The organism is Sporolactobacillus sp. BBK16-2 (assembly GCF_059878335.1).
Genome location: NZ_CM187611.1, coordinates 2,154,072 through 2,169,244, shown reverse-complemented (window position 1 = coordinate 2,169,244; position 15,173 = coordinate 2,154,072). Strand labels below are relative to the sequence as shown.

Sequence of the window (15,173 nt, the reverse complement as noted above, 5' to 3'; positions counted from 1 at the left end):
CGCAGAGTAAGCTTGAAAGCTTTCGTCCTTCCTGGTGATGGGATGAGAGCTTTTTTCGTTGAGCGCCCTCGTGGTTTACATAATGAATGATGCAGTAAATTGAGTGGAGGTTCTTGTGATGAAACAGCTTAGTTCATCGGAAGTCAGGCAAATGTTTTTGGACTTTTTTAAAGGAAAGGGACACACGGTCGAGCCGAGTGCGTCATTGATTCCGGTTGATGACCCGTCTCTGCTTTGGATCAACAGTGGTGTTGCAACACTGAAGAAATATTTTGACGGACGTGTTGTGCCGAAAAATCCGCGTATCTGTAACGCACAGAAGGCGATTCGGACCAACGATATTGAAAATGTCGGGTACACCGCACGCCACCATACATTTTTCGAAATGCTGGGCAACTTTTCCGTCGGTGATTACTTCAAGGAAGATGCAATCACTTGGGCATGGGAATTCCTGACGAGTCCGGAATGGATCGCCTTTGATCCGGACAAGCTTTCCGTGACCATTTATCCGGATGATCAAGATGCTTATAAACTATGGCATGAGAAGATTGGGCTTCCTGAAAATCGGATCATTAAACTGGAACACAATTTCTGGGACATCGGCGAAGGCCCGAGCGGTCCGAATACGGAAATATTCTATGATCGCGGCGAAGCATTCGGCAATGATCCGAACGATCCCGAACTTTTTCCGGGCGGGGAAAATGAACGTTATTTGGAAGTCTGGAATCTCGTGTTCTCGCAATTTAATCATAACCCGGACGGCACGCATACACCGCTTCCGAAGAAAAACATTGATACCGGTATGGGACTGGAACGAATGGTCAGCGTGATTCAAGATGCTGAGACCAACTTCGACACCGATTTGTTCCTACCGATCATTCATAAAATCGAAGAACTTTCCGGCGCTAAATATCAAGCTGGCAAGAAGAATACGGCATTCAAAGTAATCGCAGATCATGCACGAACGGTCACATTTGCAATAGCTGATGGAGCGCTTCCATCAAATGAAGGCCGCGGTTATGTGCTTCGCCGACTGATTCGCCGTGCGGTACGCTATGCGATGGATCTCGGGCTTGACAAGCCGTTCCTATTTGAATTAGTACCGGTTGTTGCCGATATAATGAAGGACTACTACAAAGAAGTTTTGGAGAAAGCGCCGTTTGTTCAAAAAGTCATTCGCGGTGAGGAAGAACGCTTTCAGGAAACTATCCATGAAGGTGTGTCGATTCTTAAAGAACAGATTGCAGAAGCAAAGGCGCAAGGCAAAAAAGAACTGTCAGGCAAGAATGTGTTCAAGCTCTATGATACATTCGGTTTTCCTGTTGAATTGACAGAGGAATATGCACAGCAGGAAGGGTTGGCAATTGATCAGGCGGGCTTTGAAGAAGAACTTGACGCTCAGAGAGACCGCGCACGGTCGGCCAGAAAAGATCAAAAGTCGATGCAGGTTCAGAGCGGCACGCTCCGTAATATTACCGATCCGAGCGAATTTATCGGCTATGACCAATTCACTGTTGACGGTGTCAAGGTGATTGCACTTGTCAAAGATAATGAAGCGGTTGACAGTGCTTCTGAAGGGGACACTGTTCAATTGATCTTGGACCGCACGCCTTTCTATGCGGAAATGGGCGGTCAAGTCGCCGATCAAGGGACTCTGACGAACGCGGCGGCTGTGCTCGAGGTTAATGATGTGCAGAAAGCGCCGAATGGTCAAAACCTGCATACATGTATTGTTAAAAGCGGCAAGATTGCAGTCGGCGATGCATTGAACGCTGCGATCGACGAGAAGGCGCGACTGGCTATTCAAAAGAACCACACAGCAACTCACCTTTTGGATCAAGCACTCAAGGATGTACTTGGTACGCATGTAAACCAAGCAGGATCCTATGTATCTGCCGATCGGCTTCGTTTTGACTTCTCACATTTTGGTCAGGTGACTGAGGAAGAACTGCAGCAGGTTGAAAAGATTGTGAATGAAAAGATTTGGCAACAGCTTCCGGTCACAACGAAAGAGATGCCGATTGACGATGCGAAAAAACTAGGCGCGATCGCGCTTTTCGGCGAAAAATACGGCAAGGTCGTGCGTGTCGTCAGCGCCGGAGACTACAGCATTGAACTGTGCGGCGGCTGCCATGTGAGCAATACGGCTGAACTCGGGCTGTTCACACTTGTCAGCGAAGGCGGCATCGGTGCCGGAACGCGCCGAATCGAAGCATTAACCGGGGAAAAGGCATTTGAAAAATTGAATCAAGTCAAGCTTCAGGTCAAGACCATTTCTGCTTCGCTTAAGGTTGCGCCGGAACAGCTCGCCGAACGCATCGATACCCTGCAGCAGCAGATTAAGGCGCTGGAAAAAGAAAATACTGCCTTGATGAATAAACTGGGAAGCGCAAAGTCCGGCGAGCTAGAACAGTCTGTGAAAAAGAGCGGCGATGTCGCTTATATTGCTGCAAAAGTTGATACGATGGACATGAACCAGCTACGTTCAATGGCCGACGAACTGAAAAACAAACTTAAGTCGGTTGTTGTTGTGCTCGCGTCCGTTGACGGTGAAAAGGTCCATCTTGTTGCCGGTGTGACAAAGGATTTGATTCAGAAAGGTTTCCATGCCGGGAAAATTGTCAAGGAAGTGGCGACCATCTGTGGCGGAGGCGGAGGCGGACGTCCGGATATGGCTCAAGCCGGTGGCAAACGTCCGGAAAAAGTACGTGACGCATTGAACGCAGTTACCGATTTAATTGAAAAGGCGGCAGTTCGCTGAGTATCAGTAACGAGCACGAGATTATTCCTGTTGGGGGATGAGTATCATGGATAAGACAATGAAATTCAGTTTCGGTGATCAAGGGGATCATAATCCGCGTGAAGTCTTGTTTCAAGTCTATGATGCGCTTGATGAGAAGGGGTACAACCCGATTAATCAGATCGTTGGCTATCTATTATCGGGGGACCCCGCCTATATCCCGAGACATAAGGATGCACGAAAACTTATTCGCAGGCTCGAACGTGATGAAATTATTGAAGCACTGGTTACTGCATATCTCAAAGAGAAATGGGACAAAGAATGAGAATTATGGGTCTGGATTTCGGTTCGGTTACGGTCGGCGTCGCAATCAGCGATCCGCTCGGCTGGACTGCTCAAGGTATTGAAACTGTGCATTATGTCGAACATAAGAAAAATCTTCTGTTTGACCGCATCGGCGAATTAATCAAAGAATATGAAGTTGAACTGGCTGTGGTCGGTCTCCCGAAGGATTTGATCGGGACGGAAACGCAGCGTGCTGAAGCTTCCCGTGGGTTCGCAAAAAGTGTTCGGCGCAAGTTCAAGATCCCGGTGGAACTGTGGGATGAACGGCTGACGACCGTGGCAGCAGAGCGAATCTTGATTGCTGCCGATCTCAGCCGCAAGAAACGAAAACAAGTGATTGATAAGGAAGCAGCGGTTCTTATTCTGCAGAGCTACCTTGATAAAAAACGATTGGAGCAAAAAAACGATGAGTGAACACGAACACAATCATTATCCGATTTTCCTTCCGGATTCCGAAGAGAAAGAACGCATTGTCATTCCCGAAGAAAACGGTGATGAAAATCTATTTGACGTCCTGTTCTATTTTGATGTTCCGGAAACGGACAAGTCTTATGTTGTTGTTGTACCGGCAGAACAGGATCAAGAGGATGATGAAGAACAGGAAGTATTTGCTTTCCGTTATGAAGGCGACGATGATGATTTCAGGCTGTTCCCGATCGAGACCGACGAAGAATGGGACATCGTTGAAGAAATGATCAATACGTTCAGTGATGAAAGCGAAGAATAAATGAGCCCCCGAACAGGGGCTTTTTCAATGCATCGCTACTGATGGAAAATCATGGCGAATCATGTCTTTTATTGAAAGAAAAAAGTATCTTTTAGTGTATAATTGGTGAGTACTCTTGAAGGGAGCGGCTCATTTTTATGATAAAAAAACACTGGCGGCTGCTGACTGCCATCACAATTATTCTGATTGCGATGATTGCAGGGGCTGCATGGGGATTCAATCGTTATTATGCAAGTCTTTTGTCACCGGTTAATCAGAAGAACAATCAACCAATTTCGGTAAATATACCGTCCGGAGCTTCTGTTAAGGATATTGGACATATTTTAGAAAACAAAGGCTTGGTTCGAAAGGCATGGGCATTTGAATTTTACGCACGATGGAATCATCTGAATAACTACCGATCCGGCACCTACGTGTTTAATCAAACCATGTCAACCGGTCAATTAATGAGCGATCTGGAAAATGGCAAACGCCACGAGCGGATTTTACTCGTAGACGTTCGTCAGGGAATGTGGGTCAGCGAGATTGCCCAGCAAATGGCTACTGTTGCTAATTTAGATAAAACGGACATTTTGAAAAAGCTGAGCGACCATGCGTATGTCAAGACGCACTATGCCGGAAAATACACGTTCCTTACGGATGAAGTGTTCGCAAAGGGGATCAAATACCCATTGGAGGGTTATCTGGCTCCGGGAAACTACCGCTTCAAGGTAACCAAGAAGGATCCTTTGACACTTGACCGAATGATCGATCAAATGCTCGATCAAACAGAACATACATTCAAATCTTATGAAACTCAGATCAAGGCGAACAAGCTTGGCTCATTTCATAAAATCCTGGCAATGGCTTCTCTTGTTGAACAGGAAGCCCCAAAGGATAAGGATCGTCGGCTGATTGCCGGTGTATTCTATAACAGGCTAGAACAAAAGAAACGGCTTGAATCGGACACTACGGTTATTTACAGCAGGCAAAAAAGGAATCGCGATTATACACTGAAAGATATCCGCAAGGACACGCCATACAACACGTATACACGGACAGGCTTGCCGATAGGACCGATAGGGGCTCCTGCAAAGGATGCGATTCAATCGGTATTGAACCCGACAGCATCGAAGAACTTGTTTTTCTATGCAAGACCAAACGGTAAAATTTATTATTCGAAAACCTATCAAGAGCACCAGGCAATTGTAGCGAAGTATCGACATGAGTGGTCTGAAAAATCGTAAACTGTTTTCACACGTTACAGAAAGGAAGATCAGGTTGGTTGATTTTAAAGTGCTGTCGGATTACGCAGCTGCTTTTACCCATTCGGAAAATGATCTGCTTCGCCAAATGGAGAAGAAAGCTGCGGAAATTTACATTCCGATCATGCAGCCTTCAGCAATGGCGTTTCTGCAACAGTTAATTCGCTGGAGAAATGCGCGGAAAATTCTTGAACTCGGTACGGCGATCGGTTACTCGTCGATTCGGATGGCCTTGGCAGCCGGGAATGATGCGATGATTGTAACGATCGAGCGGGATGAGGCAATGATTGAAGAAGCCTCGCAAAATATTGAGACCCTCAATCTTCAAAGTAAGATTCATATCGTTGATGGTGATGCGACTGATGACTTGCCGGAAGTTGCAGCCGCGGCTCCATATGACCTTATATTAATTGACGCTGCGAAAGCTCAATATGAACATCTTTTTGAAAAGTGCTCCGAACTGCTGACCGATCAAGGAGTAATCGTTACTGACAACGTCTTTTTTCACGGACTGGTTTGTGATATTGACGCAGTGCACAAGAAACAACTGCACCGACTTGTTAAAAAGGTTGATGAGTTTAATCATTTTCTGAGTGAACGCGATGATTTTGACACTATTTTTCTTACAGTAGGAGACGGCATGGCTGTAAGTACAAAAAAATCACGTGCGAAGGGGGAGCGTTGAAAATGGAAAGAAACAAGCCTATTGTCATTGGTGTCGCCGGAGGTTCCGGATCGGGGAAAACCACGGTTACGCGGGAGATCTATCGCAGCTTTCCGGACAAATCAATTGCAGTCATCCAACAGGATTCTTACTATAAGGCTCAGGATGACAAACCATTTGAAAAAAGACTGCTGACGAACTATGATCATCCGCTCGCGTTCGATACCGACTTGTTAATTTCTCAAATCAGTGAGCTGCTTCAGTTCCACCCGATAAAAAAACCGGTGTATGACTATACAGTACATACAAGATCTGCTAAAATTGTACCCGTCGAACCAAAAGACGTAATTATTCTGGAAGGCATTTTGATTCTAGAGGATGAACGTCTTCGCGATTTAATGGACATTAAAGTTTTTGTGGATACAGATTCCGATCTTCGTATTATTCGCAGATTGCTTCGAGATACCGAGGAGCGTGGCAGAAGTGTTGAATCGGTGATCAATCAATATTTGACAGCGGTTCGGCCGATGCATCTTCAATTCGTCGAACCAACGAAGCGCTATGCGGATATTATCATTCCCGAAGGCGGAAAGAATTCGGTAGCGATCGATTTGATGGCGACGAAGATCCGTACCGTTCTGGAAGGAAAGAATAAATCACTGTGACTTGAACGCGTAAACGCAATCCCAATTCAGCCGAATGGGTAAAAATGAACAGTTGATCATAAATCTATTCAGGAGTGTGGCAAATAATGGCAGAAAAACTTCACTATATGACCGCTGAAGGTAAAGAAAAGCTCGAACATGAACTGGACTACTTGAAGACAGAAAAAAGAAAAGAAGTTGTTGAAAGAATTAAGATCGCTCGAGGTTTCGGCGACCTCTCTGAAAACTCGGAATATGACGCAGCGAAAGATGAGCAAGCATTTGTCGAGGCACGTATTCAACAATTGGAACTCATGATTCGTAATTCCGTGATCATTGAAGACGATGAAACAACTGATGTTGTCAAAATCGGTAAATCGGTAACCTTCCGTGAGCTTCCTGACGGTGATGAAGAAACCTATCAGATCGTCGGCAGTGCCGAATCCGATCCTTTTAAAGGCAAAATTTCAAATGATTCTCCAATGGCTAAGGGACTGATTGGTCTTTCTGTCGGTGAAGAAGTCAGCGTCAGCACGCCTGGCGGTGACATTCGTGTCAAAATTTTAAAGGTTGAGTAAATTCACTTTTTATGAAGATGCAATTCTGCTCGGATGCGGTGCATTCCGGCAGTTTTGCGTTTTTTTTTGAATCGATGAAACAAATTGCTGGTGCTTTGCTTCCAAATGACATAGTTTATAGGTGTGTGCATACGTTTATCAGTGAATCATTTGATACAGCTTTTTGTTGAGACAGACAGTAAGGACATGCCCTATTCGAATTTATTAATACAGATTTTGTGAAAAATAGCTTAAATCACAGGTTTCGGGCCCATGTTTCTTGAATTAGTGACATACCCATTCATTTGTATCTGAGATGAATGAAACAAACAAATGATCGGTCCAGTAAAGATCGCTTATTCATAAGTTATTGTCGTCGGTCAAAAGGAGGATGTCTTATGAGAAGTCAGAGAGGGAATGGTTATTCGTCGTCTCGCATTGAACAGCGCAAAAGCAAGACGGATCGGCTGCTGAGTTGGACGATCGGAATTGTCTCACTGCTTATTTTAGCAATAGGCTGTATCATTCTCATTTCAGTTTTTCACACATCGCCGGATTCAAAGCCAGCGGCGTCATCATCGCAATCAAGCAGCAGCACTCAATCTCAAGAAAGCAAAGAGGACCAGTCTTCATCTTCCGAATCGAGTCAGGCTTCGAACGATGAATCAAGCAGCACTGAATCTGAATCATCAAGCTCAAGTGCTGAATCACCGACTGAGTCGGATGAGAACCATCAAGCATCATATGAAATGGGTTCAGCGGATTGGAACGCACAGGTTCAGGCGATTTCCGAAGCAACGGGAATTGATGAAGCAAACATGACTGTTCGTTGGCTCGGAAATGGCGGAACGCCGAACAGTTCCCTTGCCCGGGTTGCTCCGAAGAATAATCAGAGTGCAATCTACGTTGTTCACCTCATCTATAAGGGCGGTCATTGGCAAGCGGATAATGTAAAAAAACCATGAATTCATTAAAACAGAGGATGTCTCAAAAGTCCGTTTCTGACTTTGAGACATCCTTTTTTTTAGAAACATTAAATGGGAATCAAGCGGGCAGGTTTGAGATCCCTGCGATAGAAGTCCTGTTGATTCAATCAACAGATTGCCTTGTTATATAATGTTTTATTGTTGAAGATTTTAACGATTTGTGCTAGTTTAGTGACATTGACTTTTATAATCCATACTAATGTTATATGAATATAATGTTTTCAAACAGTATGGGAGGTAATAGCGCATGGGACGCGAATTTATTCATACATTTGAGGATTGGGCAGATGATTACGATCGTTCTGTTTCAGGAGGAGATCTAGAGTACCAGGAAGTTTTCAAAGATTATGATCGGATTCTTGAAGAGGTCGCTGAGCATGCCCGTGGTTCAGTACTTGAATTTGGCGTTGGTACCGGTAATTTAACACAGAAATTAATAAAACGAGGATTGGACGTGACTGGAATTGAACCTTCTGAGAAGATGCGGCAAAAGGCCATTGAAAAGATTCCACAGCTTAATGTATCAGATGGTGACTTTCTCGATTTTCCAATTCCAAAGCATACGATTAATACGATTGTAAGTTCATTTGCATTTCATCACTTGACCGATGACGAGAAAGATCAGGCCATTGAGAGCTATAGCCGTCTGCTCCCGTTTAATGGTAGAATAGTGTTTGCAGATACACTTTTTGACAGTGAACTTGAGAAGAAAAAGGTGCATCGCTGGGCAAATATGAATGGATATACCCACCTGCTTAAGGATTTGCGCACAGAATATTATCCGCTGCGCGGAACGCTCTACACTGCATTTCGCAAGCACCACTTTGTGCCCTGTTTTAAGCAATTAAACCGATTCGCATGGCTGATTGTCGCCGAAAAAAAAGAATGAGTCTCAGGAGGATCCAGTTGTGACATTAGGAATCATCGGAGCGATGGAAGAAGAAGTCGCACTACTTAAAGAACGCATGGACGGAGTCGAGCAGAATGAAATTGCCGGCTGTCGTTTTTATAAAGGACTACTTAACGGAACGGAGGCAGTTCTGCTGCAGTCCGGTATTGGCAAGGTGAGTGCAGCACTCGGCACAACACTGCTCATTGATCACTATCATCCGACCGCAGTCATCAATACAGGATCGGCGGGCGGAACGGATATTAACCTTAACATTGGCGATGTCGTGATCTCCTCATCAGTCGTTCATCATGATGCTGATGCAACTGCCTTCGGCTATGCGGCGGGACAAATTCCAGGCATGCCGCCTGAATTTCAACCGAATAGTAAATTAGTCAAGGCAGCGCTTGCCGCTTCTGCTGCTGTTCGTTTAGGGCATCAGATTGTTGAGGGGCAGATCGGTTCTGGAGACTCATTTATGGCTGATCCTGAGCGCATTCACAATGTTAAAGCAACCTTTCCGCAATTAAAAGCTGTCGAGATGGAGGCAGCAGCAATTGCTCAAGTGTGCTATCAGTTCGGTGTACCGTTTCTAATCATTCGATCACTCTCGGATATTGCCGGCAAGGATTCTAATCTCTCGTTTGACCAATTTTTAAAGACCGCCGCGAAGCATTCGGCTGAATTCACGCTTTCAATTATTAAGGAGCTGGCATAATATGACTGTTAGCAAGAAGATAAATGCACAGAGCATTCACTCTTGGCCTACCGAAGTAAATACATCATATGCTCCGGCTGCCAACTGTTGTCCGTGCGGCTGGGATGTAAAGAACGACCGTGTCGAAGCAAAGAAAATGGTAAAAAAAATGTTGGTTTACAAGGCTGGTTGAAAGAAATCTGTGCTTGATCCTGACCTTGTGACCCGAAGATAGGGAGAGTAGGTTATGGCAGTGTTCGAAAGTGTTCATGAACTGGTAGGCAAGACGCCGCTGGTCGGACTGCATGCATTTCCGTTACCGGACGGGGTGCGGCTCTATGCAAAATGCGAGTATTTTAATCCCGGGGGCAGCGTGAAGGATCGTTTAGGCGAAAAGCTGATCCGAGAAGCGTTACGGACCGGGAAACTTAAACCGGGCGGAACCTTGATTGAACCTACGGCAGGAAATACAGGTATCGGTCTGGCGCTTGCTGCTGTGGGGAAAGGAATTAACGTCATTTTCTGCGTTCCTGAAAAGTTCAGTGCGGAAAAACAGATTCTGATGAAAGCGCTCGGTGCGCGTATTGTTCAGACACCGACCGATCAGGGAATGACCGGTGCTGTCGCAAAGGCACGTGAGCTTGAGCGCTCAATTGCAGGAGGCTATTGCCCAAATCAGTTTGCCAATCCAGACAACCCGAGTGCTTACTTCGAAACGCTTGGACCTGAGATTTGGAACGACCTGAATGGGAAAGTGGATGTGCTTGTTGCCGGAGCAGGAACCGGTGGGACATTTACAGGAACAGCGGACTATTTGAAAATGAAAAATCCTGATGTGAAAACAATCGTCGTCGAACCCGAGGGATCCATTTTGAACGGAGGCAAGCCTGCAGCGCATCGTACGGAGGGCATTGGAATGGAGTTTATTCCTTCTTTCGTTAAAACCAAGTATTTTGATGAAATTTATACAGTTAGCGATGAGGATGCTTTTCGACGACTTAAGGAAGCGGCACAACTGGAAGGTTTACTGATTGGAAGTTCCTCAGGATCAGCATTACACGCAGCTTTGCTGGAGGCCGAAAAATCAGAATCAGGAACAAACATTGTCGTCATTTTTCCCGACTCCAGCGAACGTTATTTCAGCGAACACATTTACGATTAATCATATACTTAGAAAAGAAACCGGAGGGTTTACGTATGAGACCAAAGACACAAGTGATTCACGCAGGCATTTTTGGAGATGAGTCTACGGGCAGTGTTACTGTCCCGATTTACCAAACAAGTACTTATAAACAAGAAGAAGTAGGAAAAACAAAAGGTTATGATTATTCGCGTTCCGGAAACCCGACACGGCATGCACTTGAAGTCTTGATTCAAGAGTTGGAGCATGGGAAAGCAGGATTTGCGTTCGGATCAGGTATGGCAGCTATATCTTCAGTACTCATGCTTTTAAACAGCGGTGACCATCTCATAATTACGGATGATGTATATGGCGGGACATTCCGCGTCATTGATAAGGTATTTAAAAGGTTAGGTATTTCTGCAACATTCGTTGATACGAGCATCCCGGAAAACATTGAAAAAGCAATTACTGATAAGACAAAAGCCCTTTATCTTGAAACGCCTACTAATCCATTGCTGAAGGTGACGGATATTCGCAAAGCAGCGGAAATCGCTCATCAGCATGATCTGTTATTAATTGTTGACAATACCTTTGCAACACCCTATTGGCAGCATCCTTTGGACCTCGGAGCCGATGTTGTTCTGCACAGCGCTACAAAATACATTGGCGGTCATAGTGATGTTGTTGCGGGATTGGTTGCAGTGGCGTCTGACGAACTGGCTGAACGACTCTATTTTGTTCAAAACTCAGTTGGTGCTGTACCCGGTCCACAAGATGCCTGGCTGCTCGTAAGAGGGATTAAAACACTTGGCCTGAGGATGGAGCAGATTGAAAAGAATGCAAATCAGATTGCAAAGTTTCTTCAATCACATCCGAAAGTCAAAAAGGTTTATTATCCGGGACTTGAGACTCATCCGGGTCATGCACTTGCTGCAAAGCAGGCGTCAGGGTTTGGTGGCATGATTTCATTTGATGTTGGAGATGAGGCAGCGGTAAATCAAATACTTGCTAAAACGCATTACTTTACATTGGCGGAAAGTTTAGGCGCGGTCGAAAGCTTAATTTCTGTTCCGGCAAAAATGACGCACGCTTCGATTCCTAAGCCGCGTCGTGATGAACTGGGTATTACCGATGGATTAATCCGTCTCTCCGTCGGCATCGAGGATATTGAGGATCTGATCGAGGATTTAGAGCAAGCACTAAACTGAGAGCACATTTGCTCCAAAGCAATGCTCTCTATTCTTCGCAGAACATTGTCTTGCTTTTGTCAGAAACTACCTGAACTTCTCGTTTTCATCTCATGTTATAGTAATCTAGTGACGGAGGGATGAACATGGAAGAACAGCAGAAAATGATTCAAGACAAAATGATCGATTGCCGGAGGATCGGCATGCTGTGCTTGTTTCTCAGCACGTTTCTCTATAGCGGAACATTGATTCCGAGCTACAGCGAGATTGAATGGAAGCTTGAACTTCTCGCCGGCTCTAGTTTTCTATTCTTGGTATTCTCATTCTTTTTCTACTGGAGATCGTCTAAACTGAAAGAACAATTATAATGCAGTGCACTATCCGAACTGCTGAACGATCTAATTTGATCGCTCAGCGGTTTTTTCTTATAGGGAGTCAGGAGGAGTTTTACGTTCAGACTGAGATAAATTCAGACCTTGGCAGGAGACAGATACCATTCAGCAGTCTGGCGAAACGGATCAAAGTAAAAGATAAAATAAGGTTATTGATAAGAAATGCTTAGGGGGGCAATGAAATGATCCGTTTTCATATTCATAAATTGGCTGTAACTCTGGAATGGAAGTCGCTGAAGGTTGATCATGCGGTGAAGGCAGCAAGACATTGTCTGCGTATGGACAAAGCACACGAGATCATTCTGGATCGGCAGTGCGGCGGCACCTTTCTACTCTGAGGATTCTAAATGACCTGCTGGCGATAAAAAAACAGCAAGGAGAGGACGCAGGATGATCTCCTTACTGCTGATTTGATTGATGATTGGATTTATCAATCGGAATTTTTAATTTCAAATTGCATGTAATTTTTCGGTGTTTCATATTCATATATGTCCACGTCTTTAATACGTGAGAAAGGACTTCCCTTTTTTATCGTTTTCACAAATTGCTGAATATCTGATTTTTCACCTTCAGCAGCAATTTCGACACTGCCATCGTCACGATTGCGCACCCAACCGGATATTCGATAAACATTGGCAGTCTGCCACGTGAAATAGCGGAAGCCGACAGCTTGTACTCTTCCCTTGACCATCATGTGTACGCTTTTGATTTCTTCCGGCTCGCCCATCAGGTGCAAGCCTCTTGTTTTATGCGATTCGTTCATCATAATTCCTCGATTCTGATCCTTATTCTGAACTATCCTAGTTTAAGTGTACCATTGAATCGAGTATTCGTGTGTGTGAATGCTCTTTGTTTATTTGTTTTGTGTTGAGTCAATGGTTCGGGTTTCGATAGATTTCGTGGAACAGCTTCATTAACGCACGTTTTTCTATACGTGATACATAGCTGCGGGAGATCGCTAATTTTTTTGCAATTTCCCTTTGCGTCAGTTCATCCTGGTTATTAAGTCCAAATCGATCAATGATGACTTCGCGTTCACGAGGATCGAGAATATGCAAAGCCCCATAGATCTTTTTCGTTTCAAGATTAAGTGATATTTCATCAACAACATCTTTATTTCTGGATTTCAAAATATCAATTAAGCTGATTGTGTTTCCTTCCTTGTCTTGCCCAATCGGATCATTTAACGATACATCTTTTTTCGTCTTCTTTAATCCTCGAAGATGCATGAGTATCTGATTTTCGATACAGCGGGCGGCGTATGTTGCCAATTTGGTTCCTTTACCGCTTGAATAGCTATTGATGGCTTTTATTAATCCAATCGAACCAATGGATATCAAGTCATCTGTGTCTTCTTTGGTATTATCAAATTTTTTTACAATATGTGCGACAAGCCGTAGATTGTGCTCAATCAGCTTATTGCGTGCCTCCTCATCACCTTGGGCCATCAGCTCAAGGCATTTGGCCTCCTCTTCCTCAGAAAGCGGTTGTGGAAAGGCATTGTTTTTTACATAAGATACGAGCAACCAGACATTCTTAAATAAATAGGCAACGCCACCGACAATTGACAGCATGACTTTTCACTCCTCCGGGAGATGTGATTTTTCTTCGCTGTCTTTTAGTCTATGGGCAGTTGCCATGTCCTGTGTCTGTCCGACTGGAAAAAAGGCCAAAGGAATTTTTCATTTCGTTAATAAATATGGGGCCAAATTAAAAGATTGTGCAGATCATGGCTATCACGAGCTCAGCTTGTCTGCTTCGTATGTTTGCTCAAGCTGCGGCGATCGATCTCTGCCTCAATTAATTGAATAAAATCCTCGCTTAATTTATATTGCTTTGCCTTTGTATAAGATTCAATAAGTAAAGCATCAGAAAGTTTGTCCATTGTCAACCGTTACCGGTTTCTCATCTCCTTTCCGTTCGACCATTAGTCTCATAAGATTTAACTCAAATCATTGATAAATAAGGGATTATGTTTCGGTATTGATTGTCGGTTATCAAATGACCGAGATCAACAGCTCACCGCAAACTTAATCTGTATGTCAACCGTTACCAGATCATTTGATGGCTTTAATGAGTCGATTAAAATTCATAAGTTCACTCTAACATGTTCCTTGTTCCGTAACAATTCGATCTTTATCCACAACAATAGTGGATAAGCTGTGCATTTCGTGTGGGTAACATGATGAAAATGTAGGCATTAGTCGGTGAATAATGTGGACAAAATTATCCACAAAATAATTGTTGTCAGCTTTTGTCGAAATATTTAGGATCTAATTTGCCGATGTTAGTCATAGAATGATCAATTATCCTATTTTTATTAGAATAATATTCCAAATGATAGGTGAGTGAATGGAAAACACATGAATAAGTTGCTTATGAATGGAACATTTATGATTTAGGACTTGGTAAAATCGGCAACTTGTGGGAAAATGAGATCAGAATATGAGGTGGCTAATTCAGTGTTGAGAAAATTTTTGCCTGAGGAACATGTAGAAACAATTTTAGATATCAAGCCGGATAAGCTGAAACAGAGAGGAATCAAAGCACTAGTCACGGATCTGGACAATACACTTATTGCCTGGAATGAAAGCGACGTAACTCCGCAACTGGTACGTTGGTTTTCATCACTGGAAAAAGCGGGAATTTCGGTTATGATTCTGTCAAACAATAGTGAGAAACGGGTCAAGCTGTTCTCAAATTCCGCCGGCGTTTCGTATATTTACAGGGCGCGAAAACCGCTCCCTTTTGCATTCAGACGCGCGATGAAAATCATGAATGTGACAAGAGACCAGATGGTTGTTGTCGGGGATCAATTGATGACGGATGTTTGGGGCGGCAATCAAGTGGGTGCACACACAATTTTAGTAACGCCTATTGCTTCTACTGATGGTTGGGCAACCAAAATGAATCGTCATTTGGAGCGCTTTATTTTTTCGCTAATGAGGCGCAAAGGCTGGCTCAAATGGGAGGAATGA

19 protein-coding genes are annotated in these 15,173 nt (G+C 44.1%); 16 read left to right on the top strand and 3 right to left on the bottom strand.

Features of this window, described 5'->3' with window-relative positions; genetic code table 11:
• Window positions 1–118 precede the first annotated feature (118 nt).
• The 15 genes from alaS (at window position 119) to AC6F33_RS10850 (ending at window position 12,533) form a co-directional block, all read left to right on the top strand.
• On the top strand, window positions 119–2,761 hold the full coding sequence (gene alaS, locus AC6F33_RS10920) for an alanine--tRNA ligase (RefSeq protein WP_500777091.1): 2,643 nt from the start codon (window positions 119–121) through the stop codon (window positions 2,759–2,761).
• A 37-nt stretch (window positions 2,762–2,798) separates the two neighbouring features.
• Window positions 2,799–3,065, top strand: a complete 267-nt coding sequence (locus AC6F33_RS10915; protein ID WP_255745491.1) for an IreB family regulatory phosphoprotein — start codon at window positions 2,799–2,801, stop codon at window positions 3,063–3,065.
• Window positions 3,062–3,499 carry a Holliday junction resolvase RuvX gene (ruvX, locus tag AC6F33_RS10910; RefSeq protein ID WP_255745490.1) on the top strand — a complete coding sequence of 146 codons (438 nt, stop codon included), beginning with the start codon at window positions 3,062–3,064 and terminating at the stop codon, window positions 3,497–3,499. The genes AC6F33_RS10915 and ruvX overlap by 4 nt, the downstream gene beginning before the upstream one ends.
• The gene (locus AC6F33_RS10905; protein WP_255745487.1) at window positions 3,492–3,812 is read left to right on the top strand and encodes a DUF1292 domain-containing protein; all 321 of its coding nucleotides are present in this window, start codon (window positions 3,492–3,494) and stop codon (window positions 3,810–3,812) included. The genes ruvX and AC6F33_RS10905 overlap by 8 nt, the downstream gene beginning before the upstream one ends.
• A 137-nt stretch (window positions 3,813–3,949) precedes the next feature.
• The gene (gene mltG / locus AC6F33_RS10900; protein WP_255745485.1) at window positions 3,950–5,038 is read left to right on the top strand and encodes an endolytic transglycosylase MltG; all 1,089 of its coding nucleotides are present in this window, start codon (window positions 3,950–3,952) and stop codon (window positions 5,036–5,038) included.
• 34 nt (window positions 5,039–5,072) lie between these two features.
• Window positions 5,073–5,741 carry an O-methyltransferase gene (locus AC6F33_RS10895; RefSeq protein ID WP_500777090.1) on the top strand — a complete coding sequence of 223 codons (669 nt, stop codon included), beginning with the start codon at window positions 5,073–5,075 and terminating at the stop codon, window positions 5,739–5,741.
• Between the two features lie 2 nt (window positions 5,742–5,743).
• The gene (udk, locus tag AC6F33_RS10890; RefSeq protein WP_255745481.1) at window positions 5,744–6,385 is read left to right on the top strand and encodes a uridine kinase; all 642 of its coding nucleotides are present in this window, start codon (window positions 5,744–5,746) and stop codon (window positions 6,383–6,385) included.
• A gap of 86 nt (window positions 6,386–6,471) precedes the next feature.
• The gene (gene greA / locus AC6F33_RS10885) at window positions 6,472–6,942 is read left to right on the top strand and encodes a transcription elongation factor GreA (RefSeq protein ID WP_304654708.1); all 471 of its coding nucleotides are present in this window, start codon (window positions 6,472–6,474) and stop codon (window positions 6,940–6,942) included.
• 377 nt (window positions 6,943–7,319) lie between these two features.
• Window positions 7,320–7,886 carry a YrrS family protein gene (locus tag AC6F33_RS10880; protein ID WP_255745479.1) on the top strand — a complete coding sequence of 189 codons (567 nt, stop codon included), beginning with the start codon at window positions 7,320–7,322 and terminating at the stop codon, window positions 7,884–7,886.
• Window positions 7,887–8,154: 268 nt separating this feature from the next.
• Entirely contained in the window at window positions 8,155–8,796 is a 642-nt protein-coding gene (locus AC6F33_RS10875; protein ID WP_500777089.1) for a class I SAM-dependent DNA methyltransferase, read from the top strand.
• Between the two features lie 19 nt (window positions 8,797–8,815).
• On the top strand, window positions 8,816–9,514 hold the full coding sequence (gene mtnN / locus AC6F33_RS10870; protein ID WP_255745476.1) for a 5'-methylthioadenosine/S-adenosylhomocysteine nucleosidase: 699 nt from the start codon (window positions 8,816–8,818) through the stop codon (window positions 9,512–9,514).
• 226 nt (window positions 9,515–9,740) lie between these two features.
• A complete protein-coding gene (locus tag AC6F33_RS10865; protein ID WP_255745473.1) occupies window positions 9,741–10,655 on the top strand; it encodes a PLP-dependent cysteine synthase family protein in 915 nt (304 codons plus the stop codon).
• Window positions 10,656–10,690: 35 nt separating this feature from the next.
• Window positions 10,691–11,824 carry a bifunctional cystathionine gamma-lyase/homocysteine desulfhydrase gene (locus AC6F33_RS10860; RefSeq protein ID WP_255745471.1) on the top strand — a complete coding sequence of 378 codons (1,134 nt, stop codon included), beginning with the start codon at window positions 10,691–10,693 and terminating at the stop codon, window positions 11,822–11,824.
• Between the two features lie 125 nt (window positions 11,825–11,949).
• A complete protein-coding gene (locus AC6F33_RS10855; protein WP_255745469.1) occupies window positions 11,950–12,171 on the top strand; it encodes a YrhC family protein in 222 nt (73 codons plus the stop codon).
• Window positions 12,172–12,377: 206 nt separating this feature from the next.
• On the top strand, window positions 12,378–12,533 hold the full coding sequence (locus AC6F33_RS10850; RefSeq protein WP_255745468.1) for a hypothetical protein: 156 nt from the start codon (window positions 12,378–12,380) through the stop codon (window positions 12,531–12,533).
• 92 nt (window positions 12,534–12,625) lie between these two features.
• Here the strand turns inward: AC6F33_RS10850 and AC6F33_RS10845 are convergent, their stop codons facing one another.
• The 3 genes from AC6F33_RS10845 to AC6F33_RS10835 all read right to left on the bottom strand — a co-directional run bounded on the left by AC6F33_RS10845 (window position 12,626) and on the right by AC6F33_RS10835 (window position 14,080).
• Window positions 12,626–12,922 (bottom strand): acylphosphatase, encoded by a 297-nt coding sequence (locus tag AC6F33_RS10845; RefSeq protein ID WP_255745466.1) that lies wholly within the window; start codon window positions 12,920–12,922, stop codon window positions 12,626–12,628.
• A gap of 145 nt (window positions 12,923–13,067) precedes the next feature.
• On the bottom strand, window positions 13,068–13,769 hold the full coding sequence (sigK, locus tag AC6F33_RS10840) for an RNA polymerase sporulation sigma factor SigK (RefSeq protein ID WP_255745463.1): 702 nt from the start codon (window positions 13,767–13,769) through the stop codon (window positions 13,068–13,070).
• A gap of 170 nt (window positions 13,770–13,939) precedes the next feature.
• The gene (locus tag AC6F33_RS10835) at window positions 13,940–14,080 is read right to left on the bottom strand and encodes a sporulation histidine kinase inhibitor Sda (protein WP_255745992.1); all 141 of its coding nucleotides are present in this window, start codon (window positions 14,078–14,080) and stop codon (window positions 13,940–13,942) included.
• A 547-nt stretch (window positions 14,081–14,627) separates the two neighbouring features.
• On the opposite strand from AC6F33_RS10835, the gene AC6F33_RS10830 reads away from it, so the two are divergent.
• Window positions 14,628–15,173, top strand: a complete 546-nt coding sequence (locus AC6F33_RS10830; protein ID WP_255745461.1) for a YqeG family HAD IIIA-type phosphatase — start codon at window positions 14,628–14,630, stop codon at window positions 15,171–15,173.